Origin of the sequence: Burkholderia sp. Ax-1719, assembly GCF_011753055.1 — a bacterium.
Classification (GTDB): domain Bacteria; phylum Pseudomonadota; class Gammaproteobacteria; order Burkholderiales; family Burkholderiaceae; genus Paraburkholderia.
Genome location: NZ_VWWJ01000007.1, coordinates 151476 through 175049, shown reverse-complemented (window position 1 = coordinate 175049; position 23574 = coordinate 151476). Strand labels below are relative to the sequence as shown.

Annotated in this window: 16 protein-coding genes; 8 read left to right on the top strand and 8 right to left on the bottom strand. The window is 62.6% G+C overall.

The window, feature by feature from the left end; genetic code table 11:
• Positions 1–328: 328 nt before the first annotated feature.
• From F3J17_RS15775 to F3J17_RS15760, 4 genes are all read right to left on the bottom strand, one after another.
• A complete protein-coding gene (locus tag F3J17_RS15775) occupies positions 329–1882 on the bottom strand; it encodes an efflux transporter outer membrane subunit (protein WP_167060148.1) in 1554 nt (517 codons plus the stop codon).
• Between the two features lie 71 nt (positions 1883–1953).
• On the bottom strand, positions 1954–5268 hold the full coding sequence (locus F3J17_RS15770; RefSeq protein ID WP_167060145.1) for an efflux RND transporter permease subunit: 3315 nt from the start codon (positions 5266–5268) through the stop codon (positions 1954–1956).
• Entirely contained in the window at positions 5265–8444 is a 3180-nt protein-coding gene (locus F3J17_RS15765; RefSeq protein WP_167060142.1) for an efflux RND transporter permease subunit, read from the bottom strand. The genes F3J17_RS15770 and F3J17_RS15765 overlap by 4 nt, the downstream gene beginning before the upstream one ends.
• Before the next feature lie 19 nt (positions 8445–8463).
• Positions 8464–9798 carry an efflux RND transporter periplasmic adaptor subunit gene (locus tag F3J17_RS15760; RefSeq protein ID WP_167060139.1) on the bottom strand — a complete coding sequence of 445 codons (1335 nt, stop codon included), beginning with the start codon at positions 9796–9798 and terminating at the stop codon, positions 8464–8466.
• 481 nt (positions 9799–10279) lie between these two features.
• Between F3J17_RS15760 and F3J17_RS15755 the strand changes: the two genes are divergently transcribed.
• From F3J17_RS15755 to F3J17_RS15735, 5 genes are all read left to right on the top strand, one after another.
• Positions 10280–10444 carry a hypothetical protein gene (locus tag F3J17_RS15755; RefSeq protein WP_240160995.1) on the top strand — a complete coding sequence of 55 codons (165 nt, stop codon included), beginning with the start codon at positions 10280–10282 and terminating at the stop codon, positions 10442–10444.
• Between the two features lie 337 nt (positions 10445–10781).
• Positions 10782–12203 (top strand): hopanoid biosynthesis associated radical SAM protein HpnJ, encoded by a 1422-nt coding sequence (hpnJ, locus tag F3J17_RS15750; protein ID WP_167059401.1) that lies wholly within the window; start codon positions 10782–10784, stop codon positions 12201–12203.
• A 143-nt stretch (positions 12204–12346) separates the two neighbouring features.
• The gene (gene hpnI / locus F3J17_RS15745; protein ID WP_240161010.1) at positions 12347–13468 is read left to right on the top strand and encodes a bacteriohopanetetrol glucosamine biosynthesis glycosyltransferase HpnI; all 1122 of its coding nucleotides are present in this window, start codon (positions 12347–12349) and stop codon (positions 13466–13468) included.
• Between the two features lie 83 nt (positions 13469–13551).
• A complete protein-coding gene (locus tag F3J17_RS15740; protein ID WP_167060130.1) occupies positions 13552–14568 on the top strand; it encodes a lysylphosphatidylglycerol synthase domain-containing protein in 1017 nt (338 codons plus the stop codon).
• Between the two features lie 41 nt (positions 14569–14609).
• Positions 14610–15398 carry a metallophosphoesterase family protein gene (locus F3J17_RS15735; RefSeq protein WP_167060127.1) on the top strand — a complete coding sequence of 263 codons (789 nt, stop codon included), beginning with the start codon at positions 14610–14612 and terminating at the stop codon, positions 15396–15398.
• Between the two features lie 7 nt (positions 15399–15405).
• Here the strand turns inward: F3J17_RS15735 and F3J17_RS15730 are convergent, their stop codons facing one another.
• Complete coding sequence (locus tag F3J17_RS15730) at positions 15406–16239, bottom strand: oxidoreductase (protein WP_167060124.1); 834 nt, start codon at positions 16237–16239, stop codon at positions 15406–15408.
• A gap of 95 nt (positions 16240–16334) precedes the next feature.
• Between F3J17_RS15730 and F3J17_RS15725 the strand changes: the two genes are divergently transcribed.
• Positions 16335–17306: an AraC family transcriptional regulator gene (locus F3J17_RS15725; protein ID WP_167060121.1), complete on the top strand. Its 972-nt coding sequence runs from the start codon at positions 16335–16337 to the stop codon at positions 17304–17306.
• Positions 17307–17319: 13 nt separating this feature from the next.
• Here the strand turns inward: F3J17_RS15725 and F3J17_RS15720 are convergent, their stop codons facing one another.
• Complete coding sequence (locus tag F3J17_RS15720) at positions 17320–18141, bottom strand: helix-turn-helix transcriptional regulator (RefSeq protein WP_167060118.1); 822 nt, start codon at positions 18139–18141, stop codon at positions 17320–17322.
• 73 nt (positions 18142–18214) lie between these two features.
• Positions 18215–18871, bottom strand: a complete 657-nt coding sequence (locus F3J17_RS15715) for a hypothetical protein (protein ID WP_345891206.1) — start codon at positions 18869–18871, stop codon at positions 18215–18217.
• 343 nt (positions 18872–19214) lie between these two features.
• Between F3J17_RS15715 and F3J17_RS15710 the strand changes: the two genes are divergently transcribed.
• Together F3J17_RS15710 and F3J17_RS15705 are read left to right on the top strand one after the other, a co-directional pair.
• Positions 19215–20354: a hypothetical protein gene (locus F3J17_RS15710; protein WP_167060115.1), complete on the top strand. Its 1140-nt coding sequence runs from the start codon at positions 19215–19217 to the stop codon at positions 20352–20354.
• Positions 20355–20432: 78 nt separating this feature from the next.
• Entirely contained in the window at positions 20433–21236 is an 804-nt protein-coding gene (locus F3J17_RS15705; protein ID WP_167060112.1) for a lipid II flippase Amj family protein, read from the top strand.
• A gap of 82 nt (positions 21237–21318) precedes the next feature.
• On the opposite strand, the gene ilvD is transcribed toward F3J17_RS15705, so the two are convergent.
• Complete coding sequence (gene ilvD, locus F3J17_RS15700) at positions 21319–23178, bottom strand: dihydroxy-acid dehydratase (protein ID WP_167060110.1); 1860 nt, start codon at positions 23176–23178, stop codon at positions 21319–21321.
• Positions 23179–23574: the final 396 nt, after the last annotated feature.

Genomic DNA, 23574 nt, shown 5'->3' with positions numbered 1-23574 from the left:
CTTCCTCTTGATCGTGATTGCTTGCCTGGCTGGACGCCGTTTGGGACGTCTGCACGGCTAACGGGCAGTGATTCACCGTCGTTGACGGCGTCTCGCTGAGTTGACTGTTCTTTACAACTTCATGTACCGCACGCGACTTTGCTCAATCGCCATGCGTATTTTGAGCAGGAAGAACGCGGAATTGTCGCACTGGCTTTGCGTAAAAACAGTCAAGAATCGTCAAGGTGAGGGCACGGTTTGATGTCGAGTCCTGATTGCCTCGGGCGAAAAAAAGCCCCTGCGAGAGGGGCTGGATCGGCAAGGCCGCGAGTCGGCCGATGAAGTCTGCCTATTGGGATTGGGCCGGCGTAGCGGCGTTTGCATTTGCGCTGGTGTTCGCGCTGGCGTTGGCACTCGCCGCGGGATCGACGCTCACTCGTTGCGAATGACTGGCGTCGTGGAGCACGCCCGTCCATCCGCCACCCAGATCGCCGATCAGTGCCGCTGCATCCAGCAAGCGCGACTGCTGAACCGTGAGCGCAGTTTGTTGCGTGCTCAACTGAGTCGCCTGCGCAGTGGCCACCGTCGTGTAATCGACCGTGCCCGCCTGGTATTCGTTCTGCGCGATCTGCGCGCCGCGAATCGAGTCGCGTACCGCGGCGTCCAGCGCCTCGCTTTGCTGTGCCAGAATCCGCAGGCCCGAAAGATCGTTCTCCACGCTCTGGAACGCACTCAGCACCGTGCCGCGATAATTCGCCACTGCGGCGTTATAGCTCGCGCGCGCCACGGCGACTTCGCCGCTGCGCTCGCCGCCGTCGAAGATCGTTTCCGTTGCGCTCGCGCCCAGCGACCACACGTAGTTGCCCACGTGCAGCAGGCCCGCGAGCGGTGCTTGCGTGAAGCCGTCAAGCGCCGAAAGCGAAATCGTCGGGTAGTACGCGGCAATGGCGACGCCGATTGCGGCATTGGCCGAAGCCATCTGCCGTTCCGCCGTGGCGACATCCGGACGCCGTTGCAGGATGGTCGACGGCACGCCCGCTGGAATGACCGGCAGCGTGGGCAGTTTTGCGCTATGCGGGATCGTCATGTCTTCGGGATTGCGGCCCACCAGCACAGCAATCGCGTGTTCATACTGCGCGCGCGACACGCCCAAGGCGATCAGGCTGGCCTGCGCGTTTTCCAGTTGCGTCCGTGCGGTGATGAGGTCGGACGGCGCGACGGTGCCTGCCGTGTCCTGGTTGGACACTACGCGCAGCGAATCCTTGTACGCCTCGACGGTTTGCGTCAGCAGGTCGATATCGGCGTCGGTGACGCGCAGGTCGATCACCGCATTGGCAAGCGCAATCTGTTCGGATAGCTGGGCGTTGGCGAGGGTTGCTTCGCTCGCCTGCGCCGTGGCCGACTGTTCCTCGATCTGCCGGCGCACCTGCCCCCAGAAGTCGATTGTCCAGCTCACGTTTGCTTCCAGCGAGCCCGAGTTGACGATGCGCGCGCCACCGCTGCTAAAGCTGCTGGTCGTGCTGGTGGAGGCACGTTCGCGCGTGGCCGATCCGGTCACGCCGATGGTCGGAAAGAGGCTCGCGCGCGCCACGCGCACTTCGGCGAGCGCTTCCTGATAATTCGCGTAGCTCTGCGCCACCGTCTGGTTCGACACCGCCACCAACGGCTCAAGTTCGTCGAGCAAGGGGTCCTGGAAAGCGGTCCACCATTCGCCCTTCGGGCCTTCGGCAGCGGACGGATCGGCCTGGGTCCAGCCGGGCAGTTCTTTCCATTGCGCGGGCACATTGACCTGCGGGCGATGATAGTCGGGGCCGACCATGCAGCCGCTCATCAGCAACGCAAGGCTCAAGGGCAGCGTCAGGGGCAGAAATCGTAATGGGCGCAAGCCGGCGCGGTCTTTCATGGACGAAACGGGATCGGAAATGGAATCAGAAACAGGAACCGGAACAGAAACGGAATCGGTTGGACGGATCTTCATGATGCGCTCTCATCGGCCTGGCGGTTCCAGGGCAGGCGTGCGGTCCAGCGGGCGAGGCGGGCGCGCAGGCGGTCGAGGAACAGATAAATCACGGGCGTGGTGTACAGCGTGAAAACCTGGCTCAGAATCAGGCCGCCCATCACCGTCACGCCAAGCGGCTGGCGCAGCGACGCGCCCTGGCCAATGCCGATCGCCAGCGGCACCGCGCCCAGCACCGCCGCGAAGGTCGTCATCATGATCGGGCGCAGACGCACCACGGCGGCTTCGTGAATCGCGTCGCGCGCGTTGCGGCCTTCCTTGCGCTGCAACTGGATCGCCACGTCCACCATCATGATGCCGTTCTTCTTGACGATACCAATCAGCAGGATGATGCCGATCATCGCGATCACCGAGAACGGCGTCCCAAAAATCAGCATCGCCAGCGTTGCGCCGATGCCCGCCGACGGCAGCGTCGAAAGAATCGTCAGCGGGTGAATCGTGTTCTCGTAGAGTACGCCCAGCACGATATAGACGACAGCCAGCGCCGCAAGAATCAGCAGCGGCACCGTGCCCATCGACTGCGCGTAGGCCTGCGCCGCGCCCGCGAAAGCGCCGTGGATCGAGGCCGGCATGCCTATGTTGCGCTGCGCTTCCTCAATGATCTTGCCGGCTTCCGAAAGCGAGCCGCCCTGCGGCAGGTTGAACGAGATCGTGCCGGCTACTTCGCCGCTCTGGTGATTGACCTGGGTGGCGGTGTGGCCGGTGGTCCAGGTCATCAGTGCATCCACGGGCACCATGGTTTCGGCGGCGGTACTGTCCGCGCTGCCGCTCGAACTGCCCCCCTTGCTATTGGCGATCGAATTGTTCTGCTGATTGGCCACCGCATTGGCGTTGCGCGAGTTGGTGTTGCTCGTGCTGCTGCTGGTGCTGCTTTGCGCGGTATAAGCGGTGACGCCCGAAACCGTGCTGCCCGACATCTGCGTGGAAGCCGAACCGCTCGCATTACCCGCCGCCGTGCTCAGCCAGATGCGGCTGAACGACTGCGGATACTGCCAGTATTCCGGCGCCACTTCCATCACCACGAAATACTGGTTGATGGGGTTGTAGATGGTCGATACCGTGCGCTGGCCGAAGGCGTCGTACAGCACGCTATCCACCTGGTTGGGATCGAAGCCGTAGCGCTTGGCGGTTGCACGGTTCACCGTCACATAGGCTTGCAGGCCGTTCTGCTGGAGGTCGGAATTGACGTCGGTGAGCGTACCGTGATACTTGTTCAGCTCGTCGACAAGCTTAGGTGTCCATTCGAATAGCGCGTCGGCGTCGTCGCTGGTGAGCGTGTATTGATATTCGGCCGCCGACTGCCGCCCGCCGATCTGCAAGTCCTGTTGCGCCTGCAGGAACAGCCGCGCACCCGAAACCGCATTGAGTTTGGGCCGTAACCGGTTGACGATTTCAGTGGCGGAAAGCTTGCGCTGCGCGAGCGGCTTGAGTTCGATAAAGACCGTTGCCGAATTCAGCGCGCGGCCGCCGGTGAAGCCCGCGACCGAGGCCACGGCAGGATCTTTCTGCACGATATCCTGCAATTGCGCGAGCTTCTTTTCCATCGCCGTGAAGGAGATGCTCTGGTCGGCGACAATCTGGCCGATCAGAATGCCGGTGTCCTGCTCCGGAAAGAAGGTGCCCGACAGCAGCCGCGCCAGAAACACATTGCCGATCAGCAGGACGAATAACAGCACGATCACCAGCACCGCATGATCGAGCACGGCGTCCAGCGTGCGCGAATAGAACTGCTTGAAGCGCTCGAACTGCGCGTCGATCCACACCGCGGCGCGCGAAGGTTCGCGTCTTTCGCGTTCGCGCTTGAGGACGTAGGCGCACATCGTGGGCGTGACCGTGAGCGAGACGATCAGCGAAATGATGATCGCGATCGATAGCGTCATCGCGAACTCGTGGAACAGCAGGCCGACGATGCCCGGCATCAGCAGGATCGGCAGGAACACCGCGATCAGGGAAAGACTCATCGACAGCACCGTGAAGCCCACTTCGCCCGCGCCGCGCAGCGCCGCTTCCTTGGGATCGAGCCCGGCCTCGATATGGCGCACGATGTTTTCCAGCACGACCACGGCGTCGTCCACCACGAAGCCGGTGCCGATGGTGAGCGCCATCAGCGAGAGCGAATCGATGCTGTAGCCCAGCAGGTACATCGGGCCGAACGTGCCGATGATCGACAGCGGCAGCGCCACCGCTGGAATCAGCGTGGCGCGCGGCGAAAGCAGGAACACGAACACCACGCCGATCACCAGCAGCACGGCGATGAAGAGCGTGCGTTCGGTATCGGCGACGGACGCGCGCACGGATTCCGAGCGGTCGACGGCCACGTTCACCTTGATGGTGGCGGGCAGGGCAGCCTCGATATTGGGCAGGCGCGCCTGGATCTGCTGCACGGTCTTCACGACGTTGCTGCCCGGCATCGGATAGACGATCACCAGCACCGCGGATTTGCCGTTGTAGAGGCCGGCGTTGCGGATATTTTCGTTGGAGTCGCGCACCGTACCCACGTCGCGCAGATAGACCGGCGCGCCGTCGCGATACGCGATCACCACGTCGCGATAGGGCGCGGCGGTGCTGATCTGGTCGTTCGAGGTCACGACGAAGCGCTGATCGCCCTGGTCGAGGTGGCCCTTGGCGCTATCGGCATTGGCCGCGCCGATGGCCGCCCGCACGTCTTCCAGGCCGATGCCGTAACTATTGAGCTTGCCGGGCTGCAGTTCCACTCGCACCGACGGCAGCGCGCCGCCGCCCAGCGTGATCTGGCCCACGCCGTCCACCTGCGAGAGCTGCTGCATGATCACCGAATCGGCGGAGTCGTAGAGCTGCGCCTTGGTGAGCGTGTCCGAGGTGAGCGCGAGCACCATGATCGGCGCGCTCGCGGGGTTGTACTGGCGATAGGTGGGGTTGCTGCGCAGGGTGGTCGGCAGATCGGCGCGGGCGGCCTGGATCGCGGCTTCCACGTCGCGCGCCGCGCCGTTGATGTCGCGGTTCAGGCCGAACACGATCACGATCAGCGACGATCCCACGTTGTTGATCGAGGTGAGCTGGCTGACGTCGGCGATGGTGCCGAGCCGCCGCTCCAAGGGCTCGGCCACGGTGGACGCCATGGTTTCCGGGCTTGCGCCCGCCATATTGGCCTGCACCACGATCACCGGATAGGCGATGTTGGGCAGCGGCGCGACCGGCAGCCGGAAAAAGGCCAGCGCGCCGGCTAGCAGGATCGCGACGGCCAGCAGCGACGTGGCGACCGGGCGGCGGATAAAAATGGCCGAGAGGTTCACGGCGTGCCCTCGGGCGCGGGGGCGGGGCCGCGAGGCGGCTCGTTCGGGCCGCTGCTGTCATCGGCGTCGGCATCGCTGTCGCCTTCGTTCTCAGGCTTGTTCTTGCGGCCGAACCGGATGGCGAGGCGGTCGAAGAACAGATAGATCACGGGCGTCGTGAACAGCGTGAGCATCTGCGAAACCGTGAGACCGCCGATGATCGCCAGACCCAGCGGACGGCGCAGTTCGGAGCCCGTGCCGGAGCCCAGCAACATCGGCAGTGCGCCCAGCATGGCGGCGAGCGTGGTCATCAGGATCGGGCGGAAGCGCAGCAGCGAGGCTTCGAAAATCGCCTCGCGCGGCGCTTTGCCGTGCACGCGTTCGGCTTCCAGCGCGAAGTCCACCATCATGATGGCGTTCTTCTTGACGATGCCGATCAGCAGCACGATACCGATGATGCCGATCACGTCCAGATCCTTGCCCGCGATCATCAGCGCGAGCAGCGCGCCGATGCCCGCCGAAGGCAGCGTCGAAAGAATTGTCACCGGATGCACGTAGCTTTCGTACAGCACGCCGAGCACGATATAGACGGCCACCAGCGCGGCGATCAGCAGATAGACCTCGGAGGAGAGCGAATCCTCGAAGGCCTGCGCCGCGCCCTGGAACGCCGAGGTGATCGAAGGCGGCAGCTTCACGTCGGCTTCGGCCTTGCGGATATCGCGCACGGCGGCCGAGAGCGACGCGCCATCGGCGAGATTGAACGAGATCGTCACCGAGGGGAACTGCGCCAGGTGGCTGATCGTCAGCGGCGAGCGCGTGATGTTGATCGTCGCGATGCCCTTGAGCGGCACCTGGCCGCTGCTGGCGGTCTGGCTGGGCAGATAGATGTCGCCGATCGAATCGACCGTGGGCAGCGATTCGGGCTTCGCGACCAGAATCACGCGGTACTGGTCCGACTGCTGGAAGATGGTCGAGACGATGCGTTGACCCAGTGCGTCGTAGAGCGCGTTGTCGATGGTCGCCGCCGTGATGCCGTAACGCGCCGCAAGCTGGCGGTTCACCTGCACGTCGACAGAAAGGCCGTCGGTATTGAGGTCGCTGGTCACATCGGCGATCGACGGGATCTGCTTCATTTTGGCGATGAGCGCAGGCACGTACTGGTTGAAGGCCTGCTGGTTCGGTCCGCGCAGCACGAAGTTGTACTGGTTGGGGGACACCGTGGTATCGAGCGTGAGATCCTGTTCGGGCTGCAGATAGAGCTTGATGCCCGCCACATTCGCCACCGACTGCTGGATGCGCCGCGCGATTTCCTCGGCGCTTTCGGAACGGTCGTCGTGCGGCTTCAGGTTGATCAGGAAGCGGCCGTTGTTAAGCGTGTTATTGATGCCGTCGATGCCCACATAAGAGGTGAGCGAAACGACATCGGGATCCTTGAGAATTTCTTCTGCGAGCGCGGACTGACGACGCACCATCGCCTGGTACGAAACCGAATTGTCCGCCACGCTGATGGCCTGGATCACGCCCACATCCTGCACGGGGAAGAGGCCCTTGGGAATGATCACGTAGAGGATGCCCGTGATGGCGACCGTCAGCACGAACACGATAAGCGTCAGCATCTGATGGTCGAGCACCCAGCGCAGGCCGCGTTCGTAGGCGTTGAGCGTCTTGTCGAACAGTCCTTCGCTGATGCGCTCGAAGCGGCTGGGGTGACGCTCGGCCTGGGCGCGCAGGATCCGCGCGCACATCATGGGCACGACAGTCAGCGAGACCACGGCGGAGAGCACGATGGTCACCGCGAGCGTAACGGCGAACTCGCTGAACAGACGCCCGATCACGCCGCCCATGAAGAGCAGCGGAATCAGCACGGCGATCAGCGAGATCGTCAGCGAGAGAATCGTGAAGCCGATCTGTCCCGCGCCTTTTAGCGCGGCCTGCAAGGGCTTTTCGCCTTCCTCCAGATAGCGCACGACGTTCTCGATCATGACGATCGAGTCGTCCACCACGAAACCCGTGGCGATGATGAGCGCCATCAGCGAGAGATTGTCAATCGAGTAGCCCAGCTCGTACATCATCGCCAGCGTGCCGATCAGCGAGACCGGCACAGAGATGCTTGGGATGATGGTGGCGGGCAGGTTGCGCAGGAACACGAAGATCACCGCCACCACCAGCGCGACGGCGAGCACGAGTTCGAACGCCGCGTCGTGCACGGAGGCCTGGATCACGCCCACGCTGTTCGACACCACGGTGACCTTCATGCCGGCGGGCAGCGTGGCTTCGAGCTGCGGCAATTGACGCATGATCTGGTTGACCGTGGCGATCACGTTCGCGCCCGGCTGGCGCTGCACGTTGAGCACGATCGCGGGCTGCTTGTTGTACCACGCGCCGCGCTCGACATCCTGGGCCGCCGTGGACACGCGCGCAACATCGCGCATGAAGACCGGCGAGCCGTTCTGATACGCGATGACCGTATCTTCGTAGTCCTTGGGATCGGAAATCTGGTCGTTGGAATTGATCGTGTAATCGAGCTCGGGGCCGTCGAAGTTGCCCTTCGGCGCGCTCACGTTCACGTTGGCCAGCAGCGTGCGCAGATCGTCGAGATTCAGGCCGTAAGCGGCGAGCTTTTGCGGATCGGCCTCCACGCGCACGGCGGGCACGTTGCCGCCCGCCGTGCTGACGAGACCCACGCCCGGCACTTCGGAAATCTTGGTGGCGAGCCGGTTATTGGCCGCATCCTGCAACTGCGTGAGCGACATCGAACTGGATGTCACCGCGAGTGTGAGGATAGGCTGGTCGGCCGGGTTGACCTTGGCGTAGGTCGGCGGCGCGGGCAGGCCGCTCGGCAGGAAGCTGTTGGCGGCGTTGATGGCCTGCTGCACGTTCTGCTCGGCCACGTCCAGGTTGAGCGAGAGATCGAATTGCAGCGTAATGACCGAGGCGCCCTCGGAACTGTACGAAACCATCTGCTGCAGGCCCGGTATCTCGCCCAGCTGCACTTCGAGCGGCGCGGTCACGGTGGTGGCCATGACGCTGGGGCTCGCGCCCGGATAGAAAGTCTGCACCTGGATGGTCGGGTAATCGACGGCGGGCAGCGACGATACGGGCAAAAACTTCATTGCCACGAGACCGACCAGCACCATCGCGATCATCAGTAACGATGTCGCGACGGGCCGCAGAATGAAAAGACGCGAAATATTCATCGGCGCTTAAGGCGTGGAATCAGGAGGCCTCGGAGGCCGAGGACGCACTGGAAGCCGCAGAGGCGGCCGCAGGTGCGGAGACCGCGCGGGCGTGCGAGGCGTTGCCCATGCGCGCGGCGCTGGCTCCCTTCGCCGTAGCCGGTTTGCCGGTCGAGGGCTGGATCTTCGCGCCGTCGTTGAGGCGGTCGAGGCCGTCGGTCACCACGCGCTGGCCGGCCTGGAGCCCTGCGGTGATGACGGTGTGCTGGCCGTCGCTCGGGCCGAGCGTGACCTTGTGAACCGAAACGGTGTTGTTGGCGTTCACCAGGTACACATAGTCGCCGGGCGCTCCCGACTGCACGGCGGGCGTGGGCACGAGCACGGCGTTCTGCATCGTGTCCACCAGCAGGCGCACGTTGACGAACTCGTTGGGGAACAGCGCTTCGTCGTCGTTGGGAACGCTCGCACGCAGCGTGACCGTGCCGGTGGCCGTCGCCATCTGGTTGCTGATCGCGTACAGCGTGCCGGTTGCCAGCTGCTTCGTGTTTTCGCTGTTGAAGATGGTGATCGGCAGTTTCGCGCCTGCGTTGACGCGCTGCAGCACGTCGGACAGCGAGTTCTGCGGCACCGTAAACTGCACGGTGGTGGGCTTCATCGTCGTGATGACGGCGATGCCGGTGGAACTGGACGCCGTCACGTAGTTGCCCGGATCGACCAGACGCAGGCCGACGCGCCCCGAGACGGGCGCGGTGATGCGGCAATAGATCAGGTCGAGTTCGTATTGCTTGATAGTGGCGAGGTCCGATTTGACGGCCGCTTCGTCCTGCGCGACGAGGAACTTCTGGTCGCTATAGGTTTGTTCGGCGATCGACTTCTTCTCGTTCAGTTGCGCATAGCGTTCAAGGTCGGCGCGTGCCTGGGCCAGCGAGGCGCGGTCCTTGGCGAGTTGCGCTTCGGCCTGCTCCTTGCTGATCTCGTACTGACGCGGATCGATCTGCGCGAGGAACTGGCCTTTGACCACGTCCTGACCTTCGCGATAGCCAACCTCGGTGAGATAACCGCTCAGTTGCGGCAGCACCGTCACGGTAGCGACCGGCGTGACCGTGCCGAGCGCATCGAGCGTGACCGGCATCGATCCGAGCGTGGCCGGCGCCACGGTCACGACCTGCGGCGCGGCGGCCCGCTCCGGTTTTTTGCGATGCAGTATATGAATCACCACGACGACGATCAGCAGCACGACCAGCGCAATCAGAATCCAGCGGCCAAGACCGCCTCGTTTGCGCGGCGGCGGCGGGTTGCCTGGCGGCGGCGCGACCGGCACGGGAGGCCTGGGCGGTGTGGTTGGAACGGGTGCTTGGTTGGGCGTGTCGCTCATGCCAGTCTCCCGGGAAGGGTATCGAAGCCGACGAGGCCATTCGTGCCGATGCTGTGTGCTGCACGCGCACGATTGTGCAAGCTGGGGCCGTGGGGGGCGCGCGGCAGGCGGGTCGCGCAGACGCCGTGCCGGGTGTCGTCGGTTCGCATACGAATTCTCATGGTTGTTGTGTGCAGCCGCAGCGCGATTCTCCATGCATGGCGAATCGCGAGAGCCTGAGACATGCAGTCTAACCAACTCGCGCGCTAATTTCGAAACGTAGGTTAAATGAAAGGTTTTGGCGTATTACAAGCATTCTTCAAAGCTTTAAGTGCGTGTTCGGCAACGCGGGTGAAATACCTTGTAAGGGCTTCGATTTGCCGGGATTAGCTCCACCCATCGCGCCGGTGTGCGATCGCTATGCTCACGTCCTGATAGCCAGTAACGGGTCTGAGGAGGTGACCGGAGCATGTCAAAAAATTATTCATCTATTCGGCGTGCATTGAATCGCTTGCTGCTGGGGCTCACGCTTGCCGGCGCGATGTCACTGCAGGGTTGCTCGACCACGCTTGAAAATATCGCGCTGGGCGCGGGCGTTGGCGTGGTGGGCACGGTATCGGCATTGGGTTGTCTGCTGGCGTGCCAGGATAAAGGTCCGGGCTGGTAAGCCGCGCGAAGGGTTCCGGCAGGCGGCGTTGCTGCGATTGTCATATTCATCGACGAGACTAGAGGGTTAGGGCGGGTTAAGGACGTGAAGTCCGCAGCTTGCCGCGTAACGCGCGGTAATTGCGGTAATGCTTTGCGCTTCCCTAGCTAAGGTTCTCTTCAGGCTGCATGCGTACGCTTAAGCGCCAGGGAGGCCGCTGTTCCTGTAACGCATGGTCTTTTTGGAAAGTGGATTGCATGCGGATTGAAACGCGTCTGGAAGATTTCGCTGCGGCTGTCCGATCTGGAACCCACCTTTTAAGCGTAAGTCCGCGCACACGCGCGGCAGTATCGACGACATGAAAACGCTGTTTTTGCAGGCCCCGTCCTATGACGGTTTCGACGGTGGCGCGGGTTCGCGCTATCAGGCGAAGCGCGAGATCCGCTCGTTCTGGTATCCGACCTGGCTTGCACAGCCCGCCGCGCTGGTGCCCGAAAGCCGCGTGCTCGACGCGCCCGCCGACGGCATTGGCGTCGAAGAAACGCTGAAGATCGCGCAGGACTACGACCTCGTCATCATTCACACCAGCACGCCGTCGTTCCCCACCGATGCGCTCTTCGCCGAAGACCTGAAAAAGCGCAAGCCGTCGCTGCTGGTCGGCATGGTGGGCGCGAAGGTGATGGTCGATCCGCACAATTCGCTGACCGCGACCGAAGCCATCGATTTCGTCTGCCGAGAGGAATTCGATTACACCTGCAAGGAAATTGCCGAAGGCAAACCGTTCCCGGAAATCAAGGGTCTGTCGTGGCGCGCAAAGGATGGCTCGATCGAGCACAACGAAGCACGCCCGATCCTTGAAAACATGGACGAACTGCCGTTCGTCGCGCCGATCTACAAGCGCGACCTGAAGATCGACAATTACTTCATCGGCTATCTGAACTACCCGTATGTGTCGATCTATACGGGGCGCGGCTGCAAGTCGCGCTGCACGTTCTGCCTGTGGCCGCAGACGGTGAGCGGCCATCGCTATCGCACGCGTTCGGTGGAAAACGTGATCGCCGAAGCGAAGTGGATTCGCGACAACATGCCGGAAGTGAAGGAGCTGATGTTCGACGACGACACCTTCACCGACGATCTGCCGCGCGCCGAAGCGATTGCACTTGGACTCGGCAAGCTCGGCATGACGTGGTCGTGCAATGCCAAGGCGAACGTGCCGTACAAGACGCTCAAGGTGATGAAGGAAAACGGCCTGCGCCTGCTGCTGGTGGGCTTTGAATCCGGCGATGACCAGATTCTCGTGAACATCAAGAAGGGCGTGCGTACCGATTTTGCGCGCCGCTTCAGCGCCGATTGCAAGAAACTCGGCATCAAGATTCACGGCACCTTTATTCTGGGCCTGCCGGGCGAGACGCAGGAAACCATCGCGAAGACCATCGAATACGCGAAGGAGATCAATCCGCACACGATCCAGGTGTCGCTGGCTGCGCCGTATCCGGGCACCACGCTCTACAAGCAGGCCGTGGAAAACGGCTGGATGGAAGAGAACAAGGTCATCAATCTGGTGAGCAAGGAAGGCGTGCAACTGGCCGCGATTGGTTATCCGCATCTGTCGCGAGAGGAGATTTATCACCACCTCGAACAGTTTTATCGCCAGTTCTATTTCCGCCCGTCGAAGATCTGGGAAATCGTGCGCGAAATGCTCACGAGCTGGGACATGATGAAACGCCGTCTGCGCGAAGGCGTGGAGTTCTTCCGCTTCCTGCGCGCGCACGAGGCATGATGAGCGGCTCGCGCAAGGGCGTTTTTCTCACGAACTTACGAGCGCCGGCTATCGTTATTCTGGTCGGCGCAGTGGCGGCGGCAGCGATGACGGACATCGCGCCGCCGCACGTCGAGCACGTATTGTTCGACGCAATCGCCGTGATGTTTGGCGCGGCGGCGTCGCTCGGCATCATTTACACCTTGTTGGCGAGTGCGCTGGTTGGACGGTTTTTTGCGCGCAGCGTCAACGCGCCAGCGCAGTTTCCCGGCGTGACCGTGGTGAAGCCATTGCATGGCGACGAATGGCAATTGTCCGAACACCTCGAATCGTTCTTTAATCAGGATTACCCAGGACCGGTTCAATTTCTGTTTGGCGTGCACGATGCGAACGATGCTGCGCTTAAACGCGTTGAAGCATTGCGCGCACGGTATCCGCAAGCGGCGATCACGATTGTTGCGGATGGCAGGCTTTATGGGCCGAATCGCAAGATCGCCAATCTCGTCAATATGCTTGAGCATGCCGGGCACGACATTCTGTGTTTCGCCGATAGCGACGTGCGTGTCGATAGAAGCTATCTGCGCAAGGTCGTCGGCACGCTTGGCGAACCGGGCGTGGGCTTGGTCACCACGGTTTATCGCGGGCTGTGCGCGCCGGGATTCTGGCCGCGCGTTGGGGCGGCGCTCACGAACTATCATTTTCTACCCGGCGTGGTGACGGGTGTTGCGATCGGTCGCGCGCGTCCCTGCTTTGGACAGACGATTGCGCTCACGCGGCAGACGCTGGATGCGATTGGCGGTCTGCGGCAGTTTGCTCATCATCTTGCCGAAGACCACGCGCTGGGCGAAGCCGTGCGGCGCATCGGCAAGACGGTGGCAATTCCACCGCTGATCGTCGAGCACGCCTGCGTGGAAGACACGTTCACGGACTTCTTCACGCATGAGTTGCGCTGGAGCCGCACCATCCGCGCCGCCGACCGTTCCGGCCATCTTGGCGCCGTATTGATGCATCCCTTGCCGCTGGCCTTGCTGGCGCTGGCGTTTTCTGGCGGTGCAGCAGCGGCGTGCCTGATCGCTTGCGCCGCATTGCTGGCACGCGCGCTGCTAGTGATGAGAGTCGACCGCGCCACGCGCAGCCGCACGCGCGGCTTGTGGAATCTGCCGCTGTGCGACATGCTGCAATTTGCCGTCTATCTGGCGAGTTTCGGGTCGTCGGGCGTGGTCTGGCGAGGCATCCGCTTCAGCGTGGACGGCAACGGCATGCTGTCGCCCGTTCGCGATGAATGAGCGCGGCGCGCGTAGTGATGGTTCGTGATGGATTTCGCGAAGCCGGAGATGAACATAAAAAAGCGCGCAAGAGGGCGTGATTAATGAAGCAGCTTGGTCGTATCGCAGCATTGGCTGGTTTTGCGGTAGCCGTGTTTCTGGTCTGGCGTGAACACCCGGAAACCACATGGCGCTTGATGCGCGAAGCGGGATTCGGACTCGTGCTTGCCGCACTCGTGCACGTTCTGCCGATGTGGGCGAATGCCTGGGACTGGCGCACGCTCATCCGCCCCGCAGAGCGTCCGTCCTTGCTGACGATGCTTAAAATCGTATGGATCCGCGAATCGGTGAATGGGCTGTTGCCGGTCGCGCGCGTGGGCGGCGAGATCGTTTCGTTTCGATTGCTGGGCCGCTTCGGCGTGCGTCCCGCGACGGCGCTGGGCAGTCTCGTGGTCGATATTCAACTGACCTTGATCAGCCAGCTCCTGTTTGCGTTTCTCGCGTGCGCCTATGTGCTCGACGGTTCCAGTTCAGGAACGGCGCGCACGATCAGTACGCTGCTCTGGAGCATCAGCGCGGCAGTGCCCGTCTTGGTGCTGTTCGCGCTGGTTCAGCATGCCCGGCCTTTCGAGCGTTTCGCGCGCGTGCTCAATCAGGTCACGAGCGGCAAACTGGTTGAACTGGTGGGCAAGTCGGTGCGTATCGATCAGGCCGTCAAGCTGATCTGGCGTCGCAAAGGCACGGTGCTGCGCTATCTGTTCATCTGGCAGACGGTGCAGTTCATCGGCTTCTCGCTGGAAATCTGGTTCGCGCTGCGTGTACTGGGTGCGCCCGCAACGTTCGCGCAGGCCTGCGTAATCGAAGCGCTGATCCAGATCGTCAGCAGCATTGCGTTTCTGGTGCCTGCGAGCCTGGGCGTGCAGGAGGGTGGTTTCGTGCTGATCGGCTCGCTGTTCGGCTTCGACGCGCCCACTTGTCTTGCGCTCGCGGGTGCGCGCCGCATCCGCGATCTGCTGTTCTATGTGCCGGGTCTGGTCGCCTGGCAACTGGCCGAATATACTTCGTCGCGCAACGACGACAAGCAGACCGTTGGCAGTGGCGCACCTGCGCAAAAAACATGACGTTGGCCACCGGCCCGTCATCCAGAATTTGGCAACAAGCTATGCAAGTACAGATTGCGTCGGATCTTCATCTCGACGCCCTGCAACATAAGTTCCCCGATAGTCCGCCTCTGGAAGCCGCGCCCGACGCGGATCTGTTGATCCTCGCGGGCGATATTCATCTGGGCGCGGCAGGCGTGGACCGTTTTGCCGACTGGCCCGTGCCGGTGGTCTATGTCAGCGGCAATCACGAGGCCTACGGCGCGGGCTATAGCGATACCGTGACCGCTATCGCCCAGCGCGCGCAGGGCACGAATATCCACTACCTGGAGCGCAGTGCGGTGGAACTGGACGGCGTGCGTTTTCTCGGCTGCTGCCTGTGGACCGACTACGCGCTGTATGGCGATCGCGATAAAAGCATGGAATACGCCCGCGACGCGATGTCCGATCATCAATCGATCCTGCGCGAGGACGGCGGCCCGTTCGGCCCTGAAGATGCGCTCGCGGAACATCGCCATGCGATCCAGTGGCTCGTGAAAGAACTCGCTACACCGTTTCGCGGCAAGACGGTCGTGATCACGCATCATGGCGTGTCGCCCGATTCAGTTCACGAGCGCTTCCGCGATCATCCCGTCAACGCAGGGTTTCTGAGCGATCTGCGCAACCTCCTGCCGTTTGCGGATCTCTGGATTCACGGCCACGTGCATGATTCATTCGATTACCGCTCTGGCGGCGCGCGCGTGATTGCGAACCCGCGCGGCTATCCGCTGAATCTGGCTTCGGCGCAAAGCAGTGCCGATTTGCAGTGGGAGAACCGCGCGTTCGATCCGCATTGCGTCGTCGAGCTTTGACGGTTCCTTAGCCGTCGGTCGAAACGGTCACCGTTTCCCACGCTGCGATCTCTTTCTCCAGATCGCTCAATTTATTTCTCACCAGCGCAAGCGCATCGCTGCCCAGCAGCAGATGCGCAGGCGGCTGTTCCGAACCCATCGCCGCGAGCATCGCGCGCGCCGCCTTACGCGGGTCGCCCAATTGCTTGCCGCTTTTCTCTTCGCGCGCCTGGCGGATTGGATCGAAGAGCGCGTCATAGTCGGCAATCGAACGCGGCGTGCGGGCCATCGAGCGGCCCGCCCAGTCGGTGCGGAACGATCCAGGCGCGACGGCGGTGACGTGGATGCCCAACGGTTTGACTTCCTTGCCCAGCGACTCTGAAATGCCTTCGAGCGCGAACTTGCTGCCGCAGTAGTAAGTAATGCCAAGCATGGTGATATGACCGCCCATCGACGTGATATTCAGGATGTGGCCGCGTCGGCGAGGGCGCATGAAGGGCAGTACGGCCTTCATCATCGCAACTGCGCCGAAAACATTGACGTCGAATTGCCGGCGCATCTCTGACAAGGGCGATTCTTCCATCACGCCTTCGTGTCCATAGCCGGCGTTGTTCACCAGAACGTCGATGGGGCCGACATTCGCTTCGATTTCGGCCACCGTCGCGTCGATCGCATCGAAGTCGGTGACATCGAGCACGCGGGCATGAGCCGCGTTTTCAGCTAGCGCTTCGAAATCACGCGTGGCCTCTTCGCTTCTGACCGTACCGACGACCGTATGGCCTGCCGCCAGGGCCTCTTGCGCGAGTGCTCGCCCGAAGCCGCTGCTGACGCCCGTAATAAGCAGAATTTTGCGGGATGACATCAATACCTCTCGTGGAAAAGTGACCGTGGAGTGCATACTAGTCTCAAGAGAAGGACAAAATAAGCCAGAATTTGCTATTTGTATTGCCTAAATCTATGAGCATCACCCAGCCACCCACTCGAAACCCTGACCTGTCCCCACGAAACCGCAAGCGCATGATTGCACTCCTGCATGCCTTGGCGCCGGATGAGGGATACAACCTTACGGCGATCCCTGGCGTGCGCATCCTGCGCTCAAACCGGCCTTTGTCGCGCACGCCGGTGCTCTACGATCCCGGCGTCGTGATTGTTTGTCAGGGCCGCAAGCGCGGTTATTTTGGCGAACAGCTCTATGTTTACGACGAGGAGCACTATCTGGCTGTTTCCGTACCCGTGCCGTTCAGCATGGAGACGGAGGCCAGCGAACAGCATCCCTTGCTCGCGCTGTACCTGCACCTGGATTTCGCGCTCGCCGCTGAACTGGCGGCGCAGATCGATCGCGAAGGCATCACGGAACCTATTCAGGCGCCGCAAAGCATGATGTCGACGCCGATGGACGATGCCATGCATATGTCCGTGCTGCGCTTTCTGGAAGCCATGCATCGGCCGCTGGAAGCCGCGGTATTGGGCCACGGCTTGCTGCGCGAGCTCTATTTCCGCGTACTCACGGGCGCGCAGGGAAGCTCGTTGCGGGAGGCGCTGGCGATGAAGGGTCAGTTTGGCCGTATTGGCCGATCATTGCGCCTGATCCATGCCGGTTACGCGCAGCCGCTGGATGTGATGCAACTGGCGGAGGAGGCGGGCATGAGCATGCCGAGCTTCCACAGCCACTTCAAGGCGATTACCCAGGTATCGCCAATGCAATACGTGAAATCGACGCGTCTGCATCAGGCGCGTCTGTTGATGGTGCGTCAGGATCTGACCGCGGAAGCGGCGAGCCACGCGGTGGGTTACACCAGCGCGTCGCAGTTCAGCCGGGAGTTCAAGCGGCTATTTGGATTGACACCAGCCGCAGAGGCGCGGCGCATGCGCGAAAGTTTCGCCATACCGGAAGCGTTCGACGATGCGATCTATGTCTCGTCGCATTGATCCGCGCGCCTGGTCACGCGCCATCGTCCGCATGCGTTTGCCCGAGCGTTTCCGCGGGGCGATATTCGCTCGGTGAAACGCCTAGCTCGCGGCGGAACATATCGCTGAAACTGCTGGGCAGATAGCCCAACTGCCGCGCCACGGCGCTCACCGATTGCCCTTCGGCCAGCCGCGACACCGCAATCGCAAGCTGCACCTGGCGTCGCCATTGCGCGAATCCCAGCCCCAGCTCCCGCGTGAACAGCCGTGCCAACGTACGCACGCTCGCGCCTACCGACGCCGCGTGCTGCTCGAAAGCGATCTCGTTGGAGGGGTTCTCGATCACGGCGCGGCACAGCATGGCCAGGCGTCGGTCTCCCGAACCGGCGGTGCCAGCCGCGTCCGGCAGCGGCACCCGCAGCGAGGAACGACGCGCATGGGCCAGTTCCATCGCGGCCAGTTGCGAGGCGGTGGCAAGCCACGCATCGTCGCGCGCGGCCTCGTGTTCGGCGATGGTGCGGATCAGTTCGCGCAGCAGGCCGTCGATCTGGAACACCTCGCTGCGCGTGCTCAGATGGCCGATATCGCGTTCGTGCAGATAGAGATTGCGCATCTCCACTTCGCTCATCATGTGGATCGCGTGCGTCGTGCCCGGCGGGAGCCAGACTGCGCGTTGCGGCGGCACGACCAGCGCTTCGTTGCCCGCTTCGACCCACATCACGCCGGACACCGCGTAAAGCACTTGCGCCCAGGTGTGCGAGTGCGGCTCGATATGCAGGCCGCGCGGATAGTGGCGCGCGAGCGAACGGCCGCGCCCGGGAGCGTCGTCGAGGATGGGGGGCGCGGCTTGGGTCATGATGGGGCGCGGTGCGTTGTGGCGCTGCATAGCGAAGACGCCAACGCTATCACGAGTCAGCCGCGCGTGCGCCCTAGAACCGGTAAGTGAGCGTGATCTGCGCGACGGGATACCAGCGGTAGCCGCTTACTTTGTCGTTGAGCCGCTGCTCTTCGAGCGCGATGTTCTGAGGCGTGGCGAACAACTGATAGATCGACGGCACGTTGTAGTCAACGCGTGGGCGGCCATAGGCCACGCCGAGATCCACCGCAAGACCAAAGCCGCGCACCGGCCGGCGATGACCATAGCCCAGCCCGATGTACGGCATGGCGCGCGGCAGCGTGATGCTCGCTTCGGGAGCGGGACCCACCGCGGGCACATAGGTGTTGCCGATCACATAGTTGCCGAGCGCATTGGGGACTGCATGGCCTTCGAAGGAATCGTCGTTGATCAGCACGCCGGCACTCAGGCGAAAAGCGCTTGAGGCAAACGGAAACACATCGGCATACAGGCCGCCTTGAAGCAGCTTGACGCGGCCTTCGTAGCGGCCGCCGTCGACCGTTGCGGAGCTATCGAAGCCCAACCCCTCGATATCGGCGCGCAGGCCAAAATGCGAGCCCAGATTGATTGCGACGCCCGGCCCTATGCCTAACGTGCCGCCAGTCAGATAGGCCTCCTGAGCATCGGCATTGCACGCGTGCATCGTCACGCAGCCGATGACCAGTATCGCCGCGCCAACGCGCGGTGACACGACTTGCGTTGTTCTCGCTGCTCTCATTGTTTCCCCTTTGTCTTGTGTGTGAGCCATGTGCCGATAGGGCGCACTGTAGGTCCCCGCGTGCTGGTTCGATACGCAGAGGAAACGGTATTTCGCGGCCTAAATCGAAACGGATCGACGGCCTTTGTCGGAATCCGATTCGTGTAGGAAAGATCTGTCTTGACGCTGGAAGCAGCGTTTTTTTAGGATGCAAGCCAATCCGATATTGGCGTAAATGAAGCCTTGCACGCCGATATCGATACAAGGCAACGTAGGCGACAAGGTCGTTGATCTTCCCGCCGCGAATGCATCGGATCACACTTGCGGGGAGATTCAGATGGCTCGTCATGAGAGAACATCGGCGGCATGCGGCGCGCTCGTGGGCGTCCTGATGGTGGTTGCGCTAGGCGCGTGTGGAGGCGGCGGGGGCAGTGCTGGACCAACCGGCGTGGCGGGTGCGGGAACGGCAACGGGCGCGTCCACCGGAGCCGCGACGGGGACGGCGTCGGGTGCGTCCGCCACGTCAGGTACAGGCGGCGCATCTGCGGCATCGGGTAGTGCGGCGGCTAGCAACCCTTCTACATCGACGCCATCGAGCGGCGCTGCGGCCACGGTGCTCAAGCTATCGACGGGCGTGCAGAACCAGACAGTCGCCAAGGACGCCGCTGCTTCCGGCATGTTGTCGAGCGTGGGCGTAGCGGGCCTGTATATGGCCGCGGCGCGTCCCTTCCTCACGGCGGCGCTGGCCGGTGCGCCCGCCGCCACGGCGAACTGCGCCAAGGGCGGCACCGTCGCGACGGTGGTCAGCAATGTCGGCGCACCGGGATTGCGCGCGGGCGAGACAGCAAGCGTTTCGTTTGCACAATGCGTCGGGCAGATCACTGCGCCCGAGTTATCGAGCGCCGATGCGTTGGGCGGTGGCCTCAACTTCGCGGTTCAAAGCGTGCAGGGCGTCGTAGGCAGCCGGACGGCGAACTGGTCCTACACCGCAACCGAAACCGCCAACGCGCTCGCCATCGAATCATCGAATGCAACGACGACGTTTAGCGGTACCGTTGCATACACCGTGGCCTATGACGCCGCCACGGCCACGCTGACCACGACGGCCAGCGCTCCCAGCATCACGATCGGAAGAACGCAGACTTCGGCATCGGTGGGCACGACGCTCGATGGATCGATTGCAGTCACATCGCTGGCCTGGACCGATCTCGATAATGTTGTTAGCGCAACCGAATCGCTGAGCGCATCCTGCGCGGTCAGCGATGGAGTAGAAGGCGTGACGCTGGCGTTCAACGTGACGACGCCGGTGCCGCTAACGATCGCCAATGGCGCGATCACCGCCGGCACGCAGCAACTCGCAACCTCGGACACGACGGAAACCATCGTCGCGCAGAACGCTACAACGTTCCTGCTGACGGTGACATCACAGGGCGTGACGGGCGTGTGGACGCAGAGCGCGGGTTCCTTGGCGTCGTGACGGCCGCGCAGGAGCGCGCCGCGGGCTGGCGGCGCGCTCCTGTAGACTGATGCTCTCGCCAGCATTGACCGCGTCAGCATGGACACCCAGCTACTGATTATTTGCGGGCTTACCTTCGTCATTCATGTCATTGCCACGCTCGCGTATGCGGTGCGCATTGCAGGTGTGCGTACGCGGCGCATCGCGGTGTCGTTTTCCCTCTTCGGCATCATCGCGCTCATTTCCAGAACGGCGAATTCGTTTCAGGGTCCGTTTATCGCCAAGCGCGTGGAAGTGGATATAGCCCATCACCTTGAGCGCGGCCTCCTCGGCGATTTCAGGCTGTTCTTGCTGGCGGCCACCGTGGCGAGCATCGTCGGAACATGGCTGATTCCCACTTTCCAGCGCTATTTCAGTCGGGCCGTCGAGCACTTTCAGGCGCATCGATCGGTGTCCCGTTTGCTGCTGCATAGCTTCAGTCGCGGCGGTATTCACACTCTGCGCGACGGTGCGCGCTTTCCTTCACGGCACAATGTCACGCAGCTGGCTGCAGGCGCGGGCGTGTCCTGGATGGTGATTGCGCTGAATGTTGCGGCGATGGCGGTGTGGACTGTGGGCGTCTTTGCATCGCTTTACGCGGGATTTCTCAAGCCGGAACTGCGCGTGACGTGCGCGAATCTATCCTCGGTCATTAATGGATTTGCGACGGTTGTGATGGCGGTGGTGATCGATCCGCAGGTGTCCGTCATGACGGACGACGTCATCGAAGGACATATTTCAGAGAATCATTTTCGACGCGCGATTACCACGCTGGCGGGGGCGAGGGTGCTGGGGACGCTGGTCGCGCAGGTGTTGCTGGTGCCTGCGGCTTTGGTAATTGTGCGGGTGGCGGAGATGATCTGAAAATAAAAAAGCCGCTCATGAGCGGCTTTTCTCAACCATCGATCACGCGAGCCCAGGAAAGGCCCGCGCAATCCAGACTCCATCAGTCGTCGAGCAGCGAAAGATCGCGCACAGCGCCCTTATCGGCCGACATCACCAGCTTCGCATACGCCTTGAGCGCTGCCGACACCTTGCGCGGACGCGGCAGCACCGGCTTCCAGCCCTTGGCGTTCTGCTCTTCGCGGCGGCGCGCCAGTTCTTCGTCCGACACCAGCACGTTGATCGAGCGGTTCGGAATGTCGATGCGGATCTTGTCGCCGTTGCGCACCAGACCGATTGCGCCGCCCGCAGCCGCTTCCGGCGAGCAGTGGCCAATCGACAGACCCGACGTACCGCCCGAGAAGCGGCCATCGGTCAGCAGCGCGCATTCCTTGCCCAGACCCTTCGACTTGATATAGCTCGTCGGGTAGAGCATTTCCTGCATGCCGGGGCCGCCCTTGGGGCCTTCGTAACGCACGATCACCACGTCGCCGGCCTTGACCTTGTCGGCGAGGATGTTCGCCACAGCTTCGTCCTGCGACTCGGTCACGTGCGCGGTGCCTTCGAACACATGGATGCTTTCATCCACGCCCGCGGTCTTCACCACGCAGCCATCCAGCGCGATGTTGCCGGTCAGCACGGCCAGGCCGCCTTCCTTCGAGAACGCATGCTCGTACGAGCGGATGCAGCCTTCGGCGCGGTCGGTATCGAGGCTCGGCCAGCGCGTGTTCTGGCTGAATGCCGTTTGCGTCGGGATGCCGGCGGGGCCCGCCATGTAGAAAGTCTTGACCGCTTCGTCCTGCGTGAGCGTGATGTCCCACTGCTCCAGCGCGTCCTTCAGCGTCGGCGCATGGACGGTGGGCGCGTCGGTGTGCAGCTTGCCTGCGCGAGCCAGCTCGCCCAGGATCGCCATGATGCCGCCCGCACGGTGCACGTCTTCAATATGGTACTTGTTGGTGTTAGGCGCGACCTTGCACAGCTGCGGCACGACGCGCGAGAGGCGGTCGATGTCGCGCATCGTGAATTCGATTTCAGCTTCCTGCGCGATCGCCAGCAGGTGAAGAATCGTGTTGGTCGAGCCGCCCATGGCGATATCGAGCGTCATGGCGTTCTCAAACGCCTTGAAGCCCACCGAGCGCGGCAGCACGCGGTCGTTTTCGTTTTCGTAGTACTCGCGCGCGAGTTCGACGATGCGATGGCCCGCGCGCTTGAACAGTTGCTCGCGGTCCGCGTGCGTGGCGACCACGGTGCCGTTGCCCGGCAGCGAGAGGCCCAGCGCTTCGGTCAGGCAGTTCATCGAGTTGGCCGTGAACATGCCCGAGCACGAGCCGCAGGTCGGGCAAGCCGAGCGTTCGACTTCGGCCACTTCCGCGTCCGAGTACTTGCTGTCGGCGGCGATCACCATCGCGTCGATCAGGTCGAGCTTCTTGACTTCGATGGCCTTGGTGACCGGGTTTGCGAGGCGCGTCTTGCCCGCTTCCATCGGGCCGCCCGACACGAAGATCACGGGGATGTTCAGGCGCATGGCGGCCATCAGCATGCCCGGGGTGATCTTGTCGCAGTTCGAGATGCAGACCATGGCGTCGGCACAGTGCGCGTTGACCATGTACTCGACCGAATCGGCGATGATGTCGCGGCTAGGCAGCGAGTAGAGCATGCCGTCGTGGCCCATCGCGATGCCGTCGTCGACGGCGATGGTGTTGAATTCCTTGGCGACGCCGCCCGCGGCTTCGATCTCGCGCGCGACGAGTTGGCCCAGGTCTTTCAGGTGCACGTGGCCGGGCACGAACTGGGTGAACGAGTTGACGACGGCGATGATCGGCTTCGAGAAGTCTTCGTCTTTCATGCCGGTGGCGCGCCAGAGGGAGCGCGCACCTGCCATGTTGCGGCCGGCGGTGGAGGTTTTGGAGCGGTATGCGGGCATCGTGGGTGCTAGTGAAAAATCGCTGGAAAATTAGCGGGCCACGGGAATAAAGGCCCCTCGAACGCCCGCGCAGCCAGGCCTTTTGAGCGGCGCCTCGGGCAAACTCTGTAATTATCCCATACGTGTCGCTGTGGCGTCCTGGTCCGCTGAATTTGGGGCCAGCGTGCGCTTTTGAGACTCTTTTGAGACTCTTTTGAGACTATTCGCGGCTGATTTCGTGCCTTTCAGGTGCACCCGCAAGGGTTTTTCGCCTGGCCGACACACGCACTCCCCGCGAGCCGGACCAGGCAACCATGGAACGCAGACGAAAAAAAAACGCATGCGGATAACGCATGCGGTTTTCGACGATCCGTGGATCGTGCTTGTGCCGGCCGATCCTGCCAGGCCGGCAAACGA